This window comes from Thalassovita sp. (assembly GCF_965218685.1).
Taxonomy (GTDB): domain Bacteria; phylum Pseudomonadota; class Alphaproteobacteria; order Rhodobacterales; family Rhodobacteraceae; genus Thalassobius.
This window is the reverse complement of record NZ_OZ244657.1, coordinates 2,473,678-2,489,212: the sequence shown is the minus strand read 5'-3', so window position 1 is coordinate 2,489,212 and position 15,535 is coordinate 2,473,678. Positions and strand designations below refer to the sequence as shown.

Below are 15,535 nucleotides of genomic sequence, written 5' to 3'. Positions count from 1 at the left end.
GGACAAATGGCCCCTCCTTCGCCTGACCCACAATCCGATCGCATCACCGTGTCTTCGCTGACGCGCTGGAACCGCTCGGGCGGGTGGCGGCTTGGTCAGCTACACGAACATGACAAGGACCTGTTGATCTGGGTCACCAAGGGTCAGGGGCTGGCCCGCCTGCAGGGCGTGCGGCGCGGTGTCGGTGCCCATAACGCCTTTCACATCCCGGCGGGCACACTGTTTTCGCTTGATACCGGCCGGACTGGCTTTGGCCTTGTCGTCGAGTTTGCACATGATCCCGCACTGGGGATGCACGAAGGCCCGACGTTGCTGCGGATCCGCGACGTTCATGCGCAATCCGAACTGACTGGCCTTCTGGACAACCTGCAGCGCGAGCTGGAGCAGGATGCCCCTTTTGCGAACGAGGCCGCATGGGCCCAGGTCACCCTGATTTCGGTCTGGATGCGCCGGCAAGCCCTAAGCCTGCATGGCCCGGACGAGCCCAAAAGCCCCGCAGGACAACGCCTGGTCGAGGCCTTCTGCTCCCTGGTCAGCCAAGAGTTTAGGACAGGCAAGCCGATGGCCGAATATGCCGCGATGCTGGGGGTCACTCCGACGCATCTGTCGCGCGCCTGCAAAGAGTTCACGGGCATCACAGCTGCGGAAATCCTGACGCAACGCAGCCTGTACGAGGCGCGGATGCTGGTCGAAGCGTCAGATACACCGCTGAAACAGATCAGCGAAGATCTTGGCTTTGGCAGCCCGGCCTATTTTTCGCGGTTCATCATGCAGCATCTTGGCAAATCGCCATCCAGTCTGCGCCAACAGGCAAAATTGGCAGCGCAAGAACCAAAGCGCTGATCACTCGGCCTTTGCAGCATCCAATTCCTGCAGCAATGGCCCGTACCGCGCATCCGTCAGCGTACGCAAAAAAGCCACCAAAGCGTCGATCCGCATATCATCCAGCGCCGGCCCTGTTTCCAGCTCTTTCATAGACAGGGTTCCGGGCACCTCGGGCGGGCGCCATTCCTGATCTGTTTCGGGGTTGATCTGCCGCTTGTCCGAACGCGCATTGTACTTGTTGTAGAACAGCACAACGGTGCGCAAATCCTGAAATACACCATTGTGCATATAAGGCCCGGTAACCGCCACGTTGCGCAGGCTTGGCACCTTGAACTTACCCACCTGAGCCGGATCGTCGACCGCCGGATTGTCCAGAAGGCCCTGATCGTTCACCGCGGCCCCAAGCTCGGCCTCAAGCGTCAGGTTCGCAGGCACGCCGATATTGTGGAATTCGTAGTTCGAGAATGTCTCGGCCAGGTCCACCTCGCTGTCGCGCAGTTTGTGGCAGATATTGCAGTTGGTGAATTGCTGAGAAAAGAACAACACGCGACCCAGATCCTCTTGTTGGGTCAGTTGAACCTCGCCGCGCAGGTATCGGTCATATTTGCTGTCGAAGGGTGCGAAAACGGAAGTCTGTTCAAAGGCCGACAATGCTTGGGTCAGCGCAAGATAAGCGCGGTCGCTATCGTCAAAAACATCTGCGCCGAACAAGGCCATGAACGCCGATACATAGTCAGGGTTTTCCTGCAGTCGCTGCACAACGGCAGCTTTATCGGGCATCGCCATTTCAACAGGGTTCAGGAAGGGACCGCCCGCTTGCTCGGCCAGGTCCGCAGCGCGCCCGTCCAGAAATTGTCCTCCAACCCAGGCACCATCCGCGCGCTGGTGAAATCTGGGAGAGAACGCCGCATAAGCCGCCGTCGGAGCGTTCCGTGCCCCCCGCGAGGATCCGTCATCCCCGATCGAGCTGGCCCACCCGTCCCGGGGGCCGTTGGCATCAACGAACCCCGTGTCCGGATCATGGCACGAAGCGCAGGCCTGGCTGCGATCGCGTGACAGCTCGGTATCAAAGAAAAGCATCTCGCCCAGTTGGGCTCTTGTGACGTCGGCCAGGCTGACCTCAGGGGCGAACAAGGCGAAGAATGCCGAAAAAATGACAGTGGTTTTGAACGAGAGGATCATGGTCTGGTGCCTGTATCGAATAGGAGCGCGCCCGTCGCCCACTGGTGACACAGAGATCAAACAATTACCAGAGTATTTTTGTCGATTTTAGCTACCCCAGATCGCGCGCACGTATCCTTGGGTTTCCTTATAGGGCGGAACACCGCGATATTTCCTGACCGCTTCCGGGCCAGCGTTATAGGCCGCAAGGGCCAGTCGCCAGGTGCCAAAGCTGCGATATTGCTCGGCCAGATAGCGCGCACCGCCATCCAGGTTTTCAAAGGGAACAAGCGGATCCACACCCAGAGTTTTCGCGGTTTGGGGCATCAACTGCGCCAGTCCCAGCGCCCCTTTGTGCGACTTCGCCTTGGCATTGAACCGGCTTTCCTGATGGACAAGACGCAAGAACAACTCTTCCGGAACACCATGACGGCGCGCGGCCGAACGGGCCATATCAACATAGGGTCCGCGATAGGAACCGTCATACATCAACGGGCCCCATTTGGTCGGCGTATGAATGCTGGGAGGCTGTAGACCCACGCTGTTTTTGTATTGCGAGGCCGCGCGGGTATCCAAAACATCCGTCTGCGATTTGAACAGCTTCAGACGGGACTTGGTGGACAGAACATCAGCGCTTGCCGCTCCGCCCGACGCGATCAATATCGCGCAGCCAATTGCCAGAACTTTCCGCATTATAATCGCCCAAACCCAGTATGAATTGACCACAAGATAGGCAAAACCCGCGCGAAATCCAGCCCCGGCGCAAAGATGGGCGGTGGCTTGCTGATTTCGGCGCAAGCGATCCTCCGATCATAACTTTACCTTTGGCCGCCCTCATGGTGTAAGCAGGAACAAACGATTCAACGGGAGAGACAGATGGCCGGATCGGTGAACAAGGTAATTCTGGTAGGCAACCTGGGTCGCGACCCCGAGGTCCGCCAGTTTCAGAACGGCGGCAAAGTGTGCAACCTGCGCATCGCGACCTCGGAAACCTGGAAAGACCGCAACACCGGCGAGCGCCGCGAGCGGACCGAGTGGCACTCGGTCGCGATTTTCCAAGAGGGTCTGGTCCGCGTGGCCGAACAATACCTGCGCAAGGGCTCGAAAGTGTATATCGAGGGCCAGCTGCAAACCCGCAAATGGCAGGACCAGTCCGGCGCGGATCGCTATACGACCGAGGTGGTACTGCAAGGGTTCGGCGGCACGCTGGTGATGCTGGACGGTCGCGGTGAAGGTGGCCAGGGCGGCGGAGGCGGCTATGCCAGCGGTGGTGACCAAGGCGGTTACGGCGGCGGCGATCAGGGCGGCTATGGTGGCGGCTCGCAAGGTGGCGGCGGCCCGGCCCGCGGCGGTGACATCGACGACGAGATCCCGTTCTAAGACATATTCCTTTAAAGCTGCCCCCCGGGGCAGCTTTTTACATCAACGCTTCGATCCCCCATAAAACCAAGGCAACCGGCACAGACAGTACGGTTGCGACCAAGATCAGCGCCTGCCATGTCAGGCGCGGTGGCGGGTATTCTGGTGGATATTTCCTCGACATATCTGACGTTAACCGCAAATTCACTGCGCTTTGGTTAACAAGAGCCATGCGATTGACCCCTTTTCAACAATCAGATGCCTATGCCAGCGCCCTTACGACCATGGGCGCACGTGTGCGGTGCCAAGAGCAGACCAGTATCTTGCGTCGGCTCCCCATTTTGGGCGATCTGGTCTATCTGCCGCGCGGGGACTGGCGAACAGGGCCGACGCGCACCACGCTGGTGAACGCCCCTGACGCCGCTCAGGATCACGCGTGGCACAACGCCGGCGCTGTGCCATTGGTATCGCCTCAGTGGCTTGCCGTGCTGGAGCTTGCGGAAGAACCACAGATGCTGGCCGCGATGCATGGCAAGTGGCGCAACAGGCTGCGCGCCGCCATGAGGGGGCCTTTGACCCTGCACAGCAGTCCTTTTTGTCCGAACAAACACGACTGGCTGCTGCAGCACGAGGCGCGTCAGCGCGAGAAAAGGCGCTATACCGCCCTGCCCCACGCGGTACTGCAACATTTGCCAACGGATCAAACCCTGCTGATCCAGGCTTGTTTGAACGGCACCCCGGTCGCGGCTATGCTATTCATCCTGCATGCCCCGGGCGCCAGCTATCACATCGGCTGGTCCGGTCGCGACGGGCGCGCACATCATGCACACAACCTGATCCTCTGGCACGCGGCCCGAAACTTGCGCCGCCGCGGCGTGACCATGCTGGAGCTGGGCACGCTGGACAGTAAACACACGCCCGGGCTGACCCGTTTCAAGCTGGGCAGCGGGGCAAAACCGGTCAAACTTGGCTTTACCTGGCTATTTCTGCCCGGCCTCTCGCCCCTGATCCGCACGATCCGACGCTGGGGCGGCATTCCCTCTGGTCTTTTTCGCAAAGGCAGTATAGGCGGACCCCGAACAAGTCAGGATACGCCTCATGGATCTGCGCAACATCGCCATTATCGCCCACGTTGACCACGGGAAAACCACCCTGGTGGACGAACTGCTGAAACAGTCCGGGGCCTTCCGGGAAAACCAGGCCGTCGCCGAACGCGCCATGGACAGCAACGACCTGGAACGCGAACGTGGCATCACCATCTTCGCCAAGCCCACCAGTGTCGAGTGGAAAACCACCCGCATCAACATCGTGGACACCCCCGGCCACGCAGATTTCGGCGGCGAGGTTGAACGTATCCTCAGCATGGTGGACGGCGTTGTTCTGCTGGTCGACGCGGCTGAAGGCCCGATGCCCCAGACCAAATTCGTGACCTCCAAGGCGCTGGCGCTGGGTCTGCGCCCGATCGTGGTGCTGAACAAGGTCGACAAACCCGATGCCGAGCCTGACCGCGCACTGGACGAATGCTTTGACCTGTTCGCCAGCCTGGGCGCCGACGAAGACCAATTGGACTTCCCGCATATGTACGCCTCGGGGCGCAACGGCTGGGCCGACGCTGATCTGGATGGTCCGCGCAAGGACCTGCACGCCTTGTTCGAGCTGATCGTGAACCACGTCCCCAAGCCCAAGCAGCTGGCGCACCAGGACGAGGATTTCCGGATGCTGGCCACCACGCTGGGCAGCGATCCCTTCATGGGCCGCACCCTGACGGGCCGCGTTGAATCGGGTACTGCCAAGGTTGGCGCCACCGTTCAGGCGATCAGCCGCATCGGCCAGAAAATCGAACAGTTCCGTGTCACCAAGATCCAGGCGTTCCGTGGCCTGGCCATGCAGGAAATCGACGAGGCCGTGGCCGGAGACATCGTGACGCTGGCCGGGATGGCCAAGGCCACTGTGGCCGACACGATCTGTGCCCTGGCGGTCGAGGAACCGCTGGATGCACAACCCATCGACCCGCCCACCATCACCGTGACCTTCGGCATCAACGATTCGCCGCTGGCGGGCCGTGACGGCAAGAAGGTTCAGTCGCGCGTCATCCGTGACCGCCTGATGAAAGAGGCCGAATCCAACGTCGCCATCAAGATCGGCGAAACCCCCGGTGGCGAGGCCTTCGAGGTGTCGGGCCGTGGCGAACTGCAGATGGGCGTTCTGATCGAAAACATGCGCCGCGAAGGGTTCGAACTGTCGATCTCGCGTCCGCAGGTAATCATGCGCGAAGAAGACGGTGTCCTCATGGAGCCCGTCGAAGAAGCCACCATCGACGTGGATGACGAATACTCGGGCGTCGTGATCGAAAAACTGACCAGCACCCGCAAGGGCGAGCTGGTCGAGATGAAACCCGCCGGCGCTGGAAAAACACGGATCGTGGCCCATGTGCCTTCGCGCGGGTTGATCGGTTACCACGGCGAGTTTCTGACCGACACGCGCGGCACCGGTGTTCTGAACCGCGTGTTCCACGGCTGGACCAAGCACAAGGGCGCCATTCCGGGCCGTCGCGCGGGCGTTCTGATCTCGATGGAGAACGGCGACGCCGTTGCCTATGCGCTGTGGAACCTCGAAGATCGCGGCAAGATGTTCATCGGGGCGCAGGCCAACGTCTACCAGGGCATGATCATCGGCGAACACAGCCGTGAAAACGATCTGGAAGTGAACCCGCTGAAAGGCAAGAAACTGACCAACGTCCGCGCCTCGGGCACCGACGAAGCGGTCCGTTTGACCACACCCATCACCCTGTCGCTGGAAGAGGCAATCGCCTATATCAACGATGACGAACTGGTCGAGGTCACGCCCAACGCGATCCGTCTGCGCAAACGCTATCTGGACCCGCACGAGCGTAAGCGCATGGCCAAACAGGCCTGATCGTCACGCACCTCACAAAATCTGCGCATTTGCGCACAAAGCCCGGCCTTGCCGGGCTTTTTTGTGCGCGGTATCTTACCTCAAACGGAGGAGACAATGCGCAAGATCCAAGCTCAGGGCGTGCACCACATTACCCTAACCGGCGCTGACCGGCAGACGTCCATCGATTTCTGGGAGGGCGTGCTGGGCATGCCCTTCGTTTTCGACCAGCCCAATCTGGACAACCCGGACGAAGGCCACCTGTATTTCGATCCCGGTGACGGGCGCCTGATCACGATTTTCACCAACGAGACTCGCAAAGCAGACCGCCGCCGCACCCCCACCGAGCCGGGCTGCGTACATCATTTGGCGTTTAACGTCAGCCGCGCCAGTTTTACCCAGGCGGCCGAACGGCTTGAGGCTCGTGGAATTGGTCATTCGGGCGTCAAGGACCGCGGGTTCATGGACTCGATCTACTTCAAGGATCCACTTGGCATGCTGATCGAGCTGGCCACCTACAAATTCGAACCACCCGTGGGCTGCACCCATGCGGATGTAATGATCCTTGCCCATAAGTTGCGGGTCGAACGCGGAGATTACAACATCCAAGAGGTCCATTTGGCAGATGCGATTGAACAGCTGGTCGAGGAATGCCAATCCTCGCTATCGCAGGATCGCAGCGCAAAGAACCCCTTCTAAACCCTTGTAACAAAAGGCCGCGCCGGGATGGCGCGGCCTTTGAAATCAGTAGGATTGGGTCACTCGTTGGTTTCGACTACCAGCAATTCCCGCTCGGATGCACCTTGCGCATATTGCAGCGCTTCTTGGTATTCATCGCTGTGATAACACGCCACTGCCGTGTCCAGATCGGGGAAGCGTGCGACCACGTTTCGCGGGCGCTCTTTGCCCTCAAGCTGAACATAGCGTGCAGCGCGGGCAATGAACTCGCCCCCGTTCTTGGCAATCGCCGAACCAGCCAGCGCGGCATATTTCGCATAGGCTTTTTCGTCGGTCACGGTGACATGTGCGATCCAGAGTGCGCCCATCTTATCCTCCAATAACTGCTTTGGCCGCGTCGATGGCCTGTTTTGCATTGCTTGCGTCACGCCCCCCACCCTGAGCCATGTCAGGACGGCCACCGCCACCCTTACCGCCCAATTCAGGAGTTGCGGCGCGAACCAAGTCTACCGCGGAAACCGTTCCGGTCATATCCTCGGTGACGCCTGCGGCCACGGCAACCTTGCCATCTGCATCAGCAATAAGCAGAACCGCGCCCGATCCAATACGGGATTTATGTTCGTCGATCAACGCGGGCAGGTCCTTGCCCGACACGCCCGACAGCACTTGCGCCAGGAATTTCACACCGTTTACGTCCTCGGCTTCGGGGCCACCACTCTGGCCTGCCCCGCCCGCCATGGCCAGCTCGCGGCGCAGTTGGGCAACCTCGTTGCTCAGCTGTTTGCGTTCGCTCAACAAGGCTTCGACACGGTCGCTCAGCTCGGAGGGTTGCGCCTTCAATGCGCCCAGAACCGCGTTCAGCGTTTTGGTCTGCTCGCTCAGATAGTCCAAAGCGCCCTGCCCGGTCAGCGCTTCGATCCGGCGCACCCCGGCGCTGGACGCACTGTCGCCCAGGATCACGCACATGCCGATATCGCCGGTCTGTTTGACGTGGGTACCGCCGCAAAGCTCCAGCGAATAGGTCTGACCGTCCTGGCCCTTGCCGGTGTCCGCACGGCCCATCGAGACGACACGCACCTCGTCACCATATTTCTCGCCAAACAGAGCCTGCGCGCCAATCGCACGGGCGTCATCCGGCGTCATGATCCGGGTTTCGACGGGGGTATTCTGACGGATAAAGGCGTTCACATCAGCGGCGACCTTGGACAGCTCATCCTCGGTCAACGCCTTGGCGTGGCTGAAGTCAAACCGCAGCCGATCCGGTGCATTCAGCGAGCCACGCTGCGCGACGTGATCGCCCAGGGTCTCGCGCAGGGCTTCGTGCAGCAGGTGCGTCGCCGAGTGGTTCGCCCGGATAGCCGAGCGGCGGGAATGATCCACCTCCAGTTCGACCGGCTCATTTTTGGCGATCGTACCGCGTTCAACATCGACACGGTGGGCAAACACTTTGCCCTCGGCAAATTTGCGGGTGTCGGTGACCGAGGCCACGTCATCGCGGTCTTCGATCCGGCGGATCACGCCCGTATCGCCCACCTGACCACCGGATTCACCATAGAACGGGGTCTGGTTCACGACGATCCAGCCGCTTTGGCCCTCGGCAATCGTATCAACCAGCGCACCGTCAACGATCACAGCGGCGACCTGTCCCTCGGCCTTTTCGGTGTCGTAGCCCAGGAAATCGGTGGCGCCAGCGGCGTCAAGAACATCGAACCAAACCGCGTTATCCGCGGCCTCGCCCGAACCGGCCCAGGCGGCACGCGCCTTGGCCTTTTGCTCTTCCATCGCAGCGTCGAAACCGTCGGTGACCACGGTCAGGCCCTTTTCGCGCAGCGCGTCCTGGGTCAGGTCCAGCGGGAAACCGTAGGTGTCGTACAGCTTGAACGCAGCCTCGCCGGGCAGCGCGCCACCGTCTTCCAGACCAGAGACCTCGTCATCCAGCAGCTTCAGCCCGCGATCCAGGGTCTGCTTGAAGCGGGTTTCCTCCAGCAGCAGGGTTTCTTCGATCATCGCTTGCGCCTGGCGCAGCTCGGGATAGGCATCGCCCATCTGCGCGGTCAGCGCGGGCACCAACTGGTGCATGACCGGGTCCTTGGCGCCCAGAAGATGCGCGTGACGCATGGCGCGGCGCATAATCCGGCGCAGCACATAGCCGCGGCCGTCATTGCTGGGCATTACCCCATCCGCGATCAGAAACGAGGTCGAGCGCAAATGGTCCGCGATGACCCGGTGATGTACGTTCTTGTCACCGTAAGGGTCCACGCTGGTGGCATGGGCCGAAGCCTCGATCAGTGATTTGAACAGATCGGTGTCATAGTTGTCATGGCTGCCCTGCAGCAGCGCCCCGATCCGTTCCAGTCCCATGCCCGTGTCGATCGATTGCATGTCCAGATCGACCATCGAGCCGTCCTCGAACTGCTCGTTCTGCATGAAAACGACGTTCCAGATTTCGATGAACCGGTCGCCGTCTTCCTCGGGACTACCCGGAGGGCCACCCCAGATGTGATCTCCGTGGTCATAGAAAATCTCGGTGCAAGGGCCGCAAGGGCCGGTCGGGCCCATCTGCCAGAAGTTATCCGACGTCGCAATGCGAATGATCCGGTCTTCGGGCACACCAACCTTCTTCCAGATCTCGAACGCCTCGTCATCGGTGTGGTACACCGTGGTCAAAAGGCGGCTTTTGTCGATACCGAATTCCTTGGTGATCAGTTCCCATGCAAAGGGGATCGCCTCGCTTTTGAAGTAATCCCCAAAGCTGAAATTCCCCAGCATTTCGAAGAACGTGTGGTGGCGCGCCGTATAGCCGACATTGTCCAGATCGTTGTGTTTACCGCCCGCGCGCACACATTTCTGCGAGGTAGTCGCACGCACATAGTCACGCTTTTCAACCCCGGTAAAACAGTTCTTGAACTGTACCATGCCCGAGTTGGTGAACATCAGGGTCGGATCGTTACGCGGAACCAGCGGGCTGGAGGGCACGATCGTGTGCCCTTGCTTCTGGAAATAGTTAAGGAACGTCGAGCGGATATCGTTCAGGCTGGGCATGCGTTTCAGGTCTTTCCGGACAAGGCCAAATGGTTCCGCAGATTTAGCCCCGCCCGCGCCCGGTGTCCACAGTTAGCTGCGCCCTTTCCTGCAAGGCAAAGGCCGGCCCCATTTCTGGAGCCGGCCTCTTGTTGAAATTCCTGTCGGCTTACGCCTCCAGAATATCCTCGTCCTCGTTGGACATATCGAAATCCAATCCGTGCGCGGCGCGAATCTTGTCCTCGATTTCCAGGGCGACATCCGTGTTTTCCTTGAGGAAGGTCTTGGCGTTCTCGCGACCCTGCCCCAGACGTTCGTCATTGTAGCTGAACCACGAACCCGACTTGTCGACAACGCCGACCTTCACGCCCAGATCCAGCAGTTCACCAGTCTTCGAGATCCCCTCGCCATACATGATGTCAAACTCGACCTGCTTGAACGGCGGCGCGACCTTGTTTTTCACCACTTTCACGCGGGTCTGGTTGCCGACCACCTCGTCGCGGTCCTTGATCGCACCGATGCGACGAATATCCAGACGGACCGAGCTGTAGAATTTCAAAGCGTTGCCGCCGGTGGTGGTTTCCGGGCTTCCAAACATCACGCCGATCTTCATCCGGATCTGGTTGATGAAGATCACCATGCAATTCGAACGACTGATCGAACCGGTCAGTTTGCGCATGGCCTGGCTCATCAAACGAGCCTGAACTCCAACATTGCTGTCGCCCATGTCGCCCTCAAGCTCGGATTTCGGGGTCAGTGCGGCCACCGAATCGACGACCACCATGCTGACAGCGCCCGAGCGCACCAGCGTATCCACGATCTCAAGCGCTTGCTCACCCGTATCCGGCTGGCTGATCAGCAGCTCATCAAGGTTAACACCCAGTTTTTTGGCGTATTGCGGGTCCAGCGCGTGCTCGGCATCCACAAAGGCGCAAATCCCGCCTTTTTTCTGCTCTTCGGCCACGCAATGCAGCGTCAACGTGGTCTTACCCGAGCTTTCAGGACCATAAATCTCGACGACTCGCCCCTTGGGCAGACCGCCGATCCCCAGAGCGATATCCAGCCCCAAAGATCCGGTCGAGGTCGCCTCAATCTCCTGTACGGCATTCTCGCCGCCCAGTTTCATGATCGAGCCCTTGCCGAATTGACGTTCAATTTGCGAAAGCGCGCTATCCAGCGCCTTTTGCTTGTCCGCGTTGCGTTTACTGTCCATCGAAAGAAGATCTGCCGTTGCCATTGTTCACATCCTTATCCCACACACTCTGCCGTGCGGCAATCGCCGCGTTTGTTCGCTGTATGTTCTATTCTGCACTATGCGTACAAAATAAGAACATTTCAATCAAAATTTTCGTGGTTTAAATTTCGCGCCCGCCCGTTAAAGTTCGGTAAACAGGAATGACACTTTAAAGCGCATAAGCAGGGTAATTGACATATGTTGATGTTTTGGAAAGAAAAACTTGTCTTTCTTTCGGTCCCTAAAACTGGAACAAGCGCCTATGAAGAGGCCCTGCGCACCCGCGCCGACATGGTGGTCAGCGATCCCCCAGAGCTTAAGCACGCACCGATTTATCGCTACAATCGCTTTTTTCGCCCGATGTTCGAAAAGCTAGGCGGTGAAAATTTCGAGACGTTAGCGGTTGTTCGTGAACCCATAAGTTGGCTGGGAAGTTGGTTTCGCTATCGTCAACGCCCTTTCATGGCCGGGCATGCCAATGCAACTCATGACGTCAGCTTTGATGACTTCGTCACTGAATACATGAAGGGCAAGCCCGCCGAGTTTGCCAATGTTGGCAGTCAGTTCAAGTTTCTCGAGCCCAGACCAAACGGAACGCGCGTCAATCACCTGTTTCGGTATGAAGACCAGCCCTTGCTGAAGAGTTTTCTGGAAGACCGTCTAGGCGAAAAAATTACTTTGGGACGGGTAAATGTTTCCCCTCAGATGGATCTTACCTTGTCGGCCAACGTCGAGCGCCGCCTGCGCAGAAAGCGCCCCGAAGAATTCGAGCTTTGGGAAAAAGCCGCCAGACTGTCATGACATCTGGCCTTGAACTGTTTCCAATAAATCATTCAATGAGAACGGCTTGGGCAAGAAAACCGAATTTTTTACGGGTTCTGCGCTATCATCCAGAGCATCTTCTGCATAGCCGGAAACGAAGATAACTCGCGTATCTGGCCGTGCTTCTCTGGCCTGTCTGACCCAGGTTGGCCCATCCATGCCGGGCATGATCACATCGCTTACGAACAGATCGACATGCAAACCATCGTCGTTAAGCAACTCTATTGCCTCTTCGCCGGTTCCGGCCTCGATCACGGTGTATCCGCGCAATTTCAGAGCCTGAGAGGCAAAGGCTCGAACAGGCGCCTCATCCTCGACAAGAAGTACAACGCCTTCGTCACGCTCGATCCCCGGCTTTTGAACTGTCTCAGCGACAGGTTCGATTGTCTTGGGTTGCATGGCGCGATGCGAAGGCAGCAAAATGGTGAAAACGGCGCCCTCGCCGACGACGCTGTCAATGAAAATGAAACCGCCACTTTGTTTGATGATGCCATAGGCCGTCGACAAGCCAAGCCCCGTCCCTTCCCCTGTGCGTTTGGTGGTATAAAACGGCTCGAACACTTTTTGCAGCTTGTCCTTTGGAATGCCGCAGCCCTGATCCGACACCCGAACGCTGACATAATCGCCTGGCGGCACGGTGGCGCGGTCACGTCGAAGTTCTTTTTCAAGGGTTTGCCCGCGCGTTTCGATGCGAATTTCACCCCCATCGGGCATTGCATCGCGCGCGTTTACGACAAGGTTCATCAAGACCTGTTCAAGCTGCCGTTTATCCGCCCGCACTGGCATAAGAATCGGATCGTGACTTAGCGTAAGCGTCACCTTCTCGCTGACCAACCGATTAAGGAGATGCGTCAGGTCGGCAAGAGTGTCTCGTAAGTCCAACACTTCCGGGCGCAAGGTCTGCTTACGTGAAAACGCCAACAATTGGCCGACCAGCGCAGCCGCCCGGTTGGCGTTTTGCGAAATCTGAACAAGGTCGGAGTAATCGTTGTCCTCTTGATCGTGCCGGAGCAGCAGCAAGTCACAATGCCCGGATATCGCCGTCAGAAGGTTATTGAAATCATGAGCGACCCCACCAGCCAGCTGGCCAATCGCCTGCATTTTCTGGCTCTGAACAAACTGCGCTTCAAGACTTTTGAGCTCGGTCGCGTCATGCAGGACCGCCACCAGAACATGTTCCCCCCCAGGTGTGGAAATGCGGCCAAGCGAGACCTGCAAGAACACCTCGACCTCGGCGCTTTTAAGGCGCAAAAATTCTGATTTATTCAAATATTTCCCAAGCGCGGCATCGGCAAGCCAGTCGCTGATCGGCCGCCCCAGCCCTTCAAGCACCCCCTGCAGGGTGTTCCCATCGGTCGTCTCAAGGTGCAGCAGCTCGCGGGCCAGCCGGTTGGATTGAGCTATTTCTCCATCATCCTCAAGCCGCAGCACCGCAACCGGAAGACGGTCAAAGGCCGACCATTCCGATTTGTCAGGCGCATCCCGCAGGCTGACGGGCAGAAACACAAATTCTCGTCGGCCGGGGTTTGTGGCGGTTTCAGCTACCGCGCAAGGATGCAATTTTCCCCGTTACGGGCCACGCTGATCTGACCATGTTCGGGGACACCCTCGGGGAAAATATCCATCAACGAGCGAGCCCGGTCACCGACAAAATGTCGGGCGGATTCGTTCATGGACAAAATGGCGTTCCGGCGCCCAATTGTAACCGTCGGCAGACTGGGGCCGCGCCCGGCGCGAATGGGTGCATCGCGCGTTTCCTCAATCCTCCAGGCAATTTCGTTCTCGCCCAGGGCCGTCGCCTTCAGCCGCAGATGTCCGCGCCGCGTTGTCACGTCTTCATCGGCGCCGCCCGTTTCAACGGTGCGGATTTGCATGCGCGTCAGCAGCGTTCCGGGGTTTCCCATCAGATCCTTAAGAGCAAAGGCAAGGGTTTGACCGATTTCGGTCGGCAAAGCCTTTTGCGCCGCCGCGTTGGCAAAGGTGATGCGTCCAATATCGTCAGCAATGAAGCAATAGCTATGATCATTGGCCAGGTAGGTACTGATCACTCGTCGCTTCAGCCCCGCCAGATAGAGGCCGTGCAAGTAAACGGCACCAATCGCGACGCCGGCCGTACACAATCCAGCCGCCAAAGCCAGCAGAGCCTGTCCGCCAAGGCCAGAACCCACCTGCGTGGACGCAACGGCACAAAGCGCAGCAAACGCCAAAAGTACCAAAATATGCCGTGCATTGATCTGCCCGCCCAAACCCGGAGCGGCCGGTGCCGAAACGTCCATTCAACTTGCCATTTGCTGATTCCCCGTCGCTACAGTCTCGGCGCGCAACGGTTAATTCACCCTTAATTGGAAACAATTCCCTTCAGGGTAGAATTATTCAGCAAATCGGGTCAAGCATGCTGCGAAAAAACCGTCGTTTTCCGGCCCGGGCAGCCAATTTTCCTGCCACTCACAGCGCCAATCCGGATGGCTGGCCAAAAACGCATTGATACGGTTCTGGTTCTCGGCCTTAAGAACCGAACAGGTGGCATAGACCAAGGATCCACTTTGCCCCACAAGGCCATGCGTTTTATCAAGTATATCACTCTGAATGGCGTTCAGTTCATTCAGGGCATCCAGGCTTAGTGCCCATTTCGCTTCGGGCGAGCGACGCCATGATCCGCTTCCTGAACAGGGCACATCGCACAGGACAAGGTCAAAGGGGGCGTGTTCGCTCAGTTGTGCAGCCTCGACAACCTGCACGGACACACTTGCCCGACATGCGCGTTCTGGTAAATCCTTCAGGCGCCGGGGATTCGCGTCATGAGCGTAAAACTTGCCTTGGATCCGGCCTGCAATCGCCAGGGTTTTCCCACCGCCGCCCGCGCAGTAATCCAGCACGTTTTGGCCGTCTTGCACGGCAATCCGATCAACTAGCGCCTGAGAACCGCCATCCTGCAGCTCGACCAGACCCGAGGCGTAAGCCTGCGAATTGTTTACCTTGCGCATGCCTTCAGTGACGATCAGCGCGGTGTCCGAGATCTGCGCAGGTTCGGCCGTGATACTGTCGCCCGCCAGCGCCGCGATGGCCTGATCGCGCGTTCCCTTGCGCGTGTTCACCCGCAGCATCACCGGCGCGCGGCTTTGCAGCGTCTGTGCAACCTGTTCCGCCCGGTCGCCCAAGCTGTCCTGAAAGACCGGGATCAGCCAGTCGGGCAGGTTCATCGCCTCAGCGCTTGAAGGCGCGCGCGGGATCAGCTCGTCCCCGGTCAAAGGTGAGGGCGCATGGCCCTGACCGGTAAAAAGCTCGGCCGGGTCCTGCCCCGCGGCCCGCAAGGCTCCGATCATCAATCCGCGTCCGGTGCGCGCCCCCCCCAAGGCCCCGTAAGAGCGTAGGTTGCGCAGCGCATCGAAGACATGATCCCGGATCGCGGCACGATCCTTGGATCCGGCAAAACGCGAGCGCCGCGCCCAGCCGGTCAGAGCCTTCTCGGCCGGGGTGCCGTCCAGAATCTGGTCAAGCAACTCGGCCGCTGCCTGAACTCGTGCCGCAGGGGTCATACCA

The 15,535-nt window shown here is 59.1% G+C and carries 14 protein-coding genes; 6 read left to right on the top strand and 8 right to left on the bottom strand.

Translation table 11 applies throughout. The features are described from left to right. The first annotated feature begins 6 nt into the window (after window positions 1–6). Window positions 7–843 (top strand): helix-turn-helix domain-containing protein, encoded by an 837-nt coding sequence (locus ACOQOQ_RS12315; RefSeq protein WP_420567285.1) that lies wholly within the window; start codon window positions 7–9, stop codon window positions 841–843. Here ACOQOQ_RS12315 and ACOQOQ_RS12310 read toward each other — a convergent pair whose 3' ends face one another. After that, the gene (locus ACOQOQ_RS12310; protein ID WP_420567284.1) at window positions 844–2,007 is read right to left on the bottom strand and encodes a cytochrome-c peroxidase; all 1,164 of its coding nucleotides are present in this window, start codon (window positions 2,005–2,007) and stop codon (window positions 844–846) included. A gap of 87 nt (window positions 2,008–2,094) precedes the next feature. Continuing rightward, complete coding sequence (locus tag ACOQOQ_RS12305) at window positions 2,095–2,679, bottom strand: lytic transglycosylase domain-containing protein (protein WP_420567283.1); 585 nt, start codon at window positions 2,677–2,679, stop codon at window positions 2,095–2,097. Between the two features lie 183 nt (window positions 2,680–2,862). On the opposite strand from ACOQOQ_RS12305, the gene ssb reads away from it, so the two are divergent. The 4 genes from ssb (at window position 2,863) to ACOQOQ_RS12285 (ending at window position 6,939) form a co-directional block, all read left to right on the top strand. Then, window positions 2,863–3,366 carry a single-stranded DNA-binding protein gene (gene ssb, locus ACOQOQ_RS12300; RefSeq protein ID WP_420567282.1) on the top strand — a complete coding sequence of 168 codons (504 nt, stop codon included), beginning with the start codon at window positions 2,863–2,865 and terminating at the stop codon, window positions 3,364–3,366. A 209-nt stretch (window positions 3,367–3,575) separates the two neighbouring features. Beyond that, window positions 3,576–4,481 (top strand): GNAT family N-acetyltransferase, encoded by a 906-nt coding sequence (locus ACOQOQ_RS12295; RefSeq protein ID WP_420567281.1) that lies wholly within the window; start codon window positions 3,576–3,578, stop codon window positions 4,479–4,481. Further along, entirely contained in the window at window positions 4,444–6,261 is a 1,818-nt protein-coding gene (gene typA / locus ACOQOQ_RS12290) for a translational GTPase TypA (protein WP_420567280.1), read from the top strand. The genes ACOQOQ_RS12295 and typA overlap by 38 nt, the downstream gene beginning before the upstream one ends. 96 nt (window positions 6,262–6,357) lie before the next feature. Further along, window positions 6,358–6,939: a VOC family protein gene (locus tag ACOQOQ_RS12285; protein ID WP_420567279.1), complete on the top strand. Its 582-nt coding sequence runs from the start codon at window positions 6,358–6,360 to the stop codon at window positions 6,937–6,939. Between the two features lie 59 nt (window positions 6,940–6,998). On the opposite strand, the gene ACOQOQ_RS12280 is transcribed toward ACOQOQ_RS12285, so the two are convergent. The 3 genes from ACOQOQ_RS12280 to recA form a co-directional block, all read right to left on the bottom strand. Next, window positions 6,999–7,286, bottom strand: a complete 288-nt coding sequence (locus ACOQOQ_RS12280; RefSeq protein ID WP_420567278.1) for a DUF1330 domain-containing protein — start codon at window positions 7,284–7,286, stop codon at window positions 6,999–7,001. Between the two features lies 1 nt (window position 7,287). Beyond that, on the bottom strand, window positions 7,288–9,960 hold the full coding sequence (gene alaS / locus ACOQOQ_RS12275; RefSeq protein ID WP_420567277.1) for an alanine--tRNA ligase: 2,673 nt from the start codon (window positions 9,958–9,960) through the stop codon (window positions 7,288–7,290). 148 nt (window positions 9,961–10,108) lie between these two features. Beyond that, window positions 10,109–11,176 (bottom strand): recombinase RecA, encoded by a 1,068-nt coding sequence (gene recA, locus ACOQOQ_RS12270; protein ID WP_420567276.1) that lies wholly within the window; start codon window positions 11,174–11,176, stop codon window positions 10,109–10,111. Between the two features lie 195 nt (window positions 11,177–11,371). Here recA and ACOQOQ_RS12265 point away from each other — a divergent pair, with 195 nt between their 5' ends. After that, window positions 11,372–11,974 (top strand): gamma-glutamyl kinase, encoded by a 603-nt coding sequence (locus tag ACOQOQ_RS12265; protein ID WP_420567275.1) that lies wholly within the window; start codon window positions 11,372–11,374, stop codon window positions 11,972–11,974. Here ACOQOQ_RS12265 and ACOQOQ_RS12260 read toward each other — a convergent pair. The 3 genes from ACOQOQ_RS12260 to ACOQOQ_RS12250 all read right to left on the bottom strand — a co-directional run bounded on the left by ACOQOQ_RS12260 (window position 11,969) and on the right by ACOQOQ_RS12250 (window position 15,531). Continuing rightward, window positions 11,969–13,501 (bottom strand): ATP-binding protein, encoded by a 1,533-nt coding sequence (locus tag ACOQOQ_RS12260; RefSeq protein WP_420567274.1) that lies wholly within the window; start codon window positions 13,499–13,501, stop codon window positions 11,969–11,971. The genes ACOQOQ_RS12265 and ACOQOQ_RS12260 overlap by 6 nt on opposite strands. 35 nt (window positions 13,502–13,536) lie before the next feature. After that, a complete protein-coding gene (locus tag ACOQOQ_RS12255) occupies window positions 13,537–14,271 on the bottom strand; it encodes a hypothetical protein (protein WP_420567273.1) in 735 nt (244 codons plus the stop codon). 93 nt (window positions 14,272–14,364) lie between these two features. Continuing rightward, complete coding sequence (locus tag ACOQOQ_RS12250; RefSeq protein ID WP_420567272.1) at window positions 14,365–15,531, bottom strand: RsmB/NOP family class I SAM-dependent RNA methyltransferase; 1,167 nt, start codon at window positions 15,529–15,531, stop codon at window positions 14,365–14,367. Window positions 15,532–15,535 lie beyond the last annotated feature (4 nt).

What these genes read in the sequence shown, in the direction of transcription:
- ACOQOQ_RS12315 (WP_420567285.1), top strand. Translation starts at nt 7, where the DNA reads ATGGCCCCTCCTTCGCCTGACCCACAATCCGATCGCATCACCGTGTCT.
- ACOQOQ_RS12310 (WP_420567284.1), bottom strand. Translation starts at nt 2,007, where the DNA reads ATGATCCTCTCGTTCAAAACCACTGTCATTTTTTCGGCATTCTTCGCC.
- ACOQOQ_RS12305 (WP_420567283.1), bottom strand. Translation starts at nt 2,679, where the DNA reads ATGCGGAAAGTTCTGGCAATTGGCTGCGCGATATTGATCGCGTCGGGC.
- ssb (WP_420567282.1), top strand. Translation starts at nt 2,863, where the DNA reads ATGGCCGGATCGGTGAACAAGGTAATTCTGGTAGGCAACCTGGGTCGC.
- ACOQOQ_RS12295 (WP_420567281.1), top strand. Translation starts at nt 3,576, where the DNA reads ATGCGATTGACCCCTTTTCAACAATCAGATGCCTATGCCAGCGCCCTT.
- typA (WP_420567280.1), top strand. Translation starts at nt 4,444, where the DNA reads ATGGATCTGCGCAACATCGCCATTATCGCCCACGTTGACCACGGGAAA.
- ACOQOQ_RS12285 (WP_420567279.1), top strand. Translation starts at nt 6,358, where the DNA reads ATGCGCAAGATCCAAGCTCAGGGCGTGCACCACATTACCCTAACCGGC.
- ACOQOQ_RS12280 (WP_420567278.1), bottom strand. Translation starts at nt 7,286, where the DNA reads ATGGGCGCACTCTGGATCGCACATGTCACCGTGACCGACGAAAAAGCC.
- alaS (WP_420567277.1), bottom strand. Translation starts at nt 9,960, where the DNA reads ATGCCCAGCCTGAACGATATCCGCTCGACGTTCCTTAACTATTTCCAG.
- recA (WP_420567276.1), bottom strand. Translation starts at nt 11,176, where the DNA reads ATGGCAACGGCAGATCTTCTTTCGATGGACAGTAAACGCAACGCGGAC.
- ACOQOQ_RS12265 (WP_420567275.1), top strand. Translation starts at nt 11,372, where the DNA reads ATGTTGATGTTTTGGAAAGAAAAACTTGTCTTTCTTTCGGTCCCTAAA.
- ACOQOQ_RS12255 (WP_420567273.1), bottom strand. Translation starts at nt 14,271, where the DNA reads ATGGACGTTTCGGCACCGGCCGCTCCGGGTTTGGGCGGGCAGATCAAT.
- ACOQOQ_RS12250 (WP_420567272.1), bottom strand. Translation starts at nt 15,531, where the DNA reads ATGACCCCTGCGGCACGAGTTCAGGCAGCGGCCGAGTTGCTTGACCAG.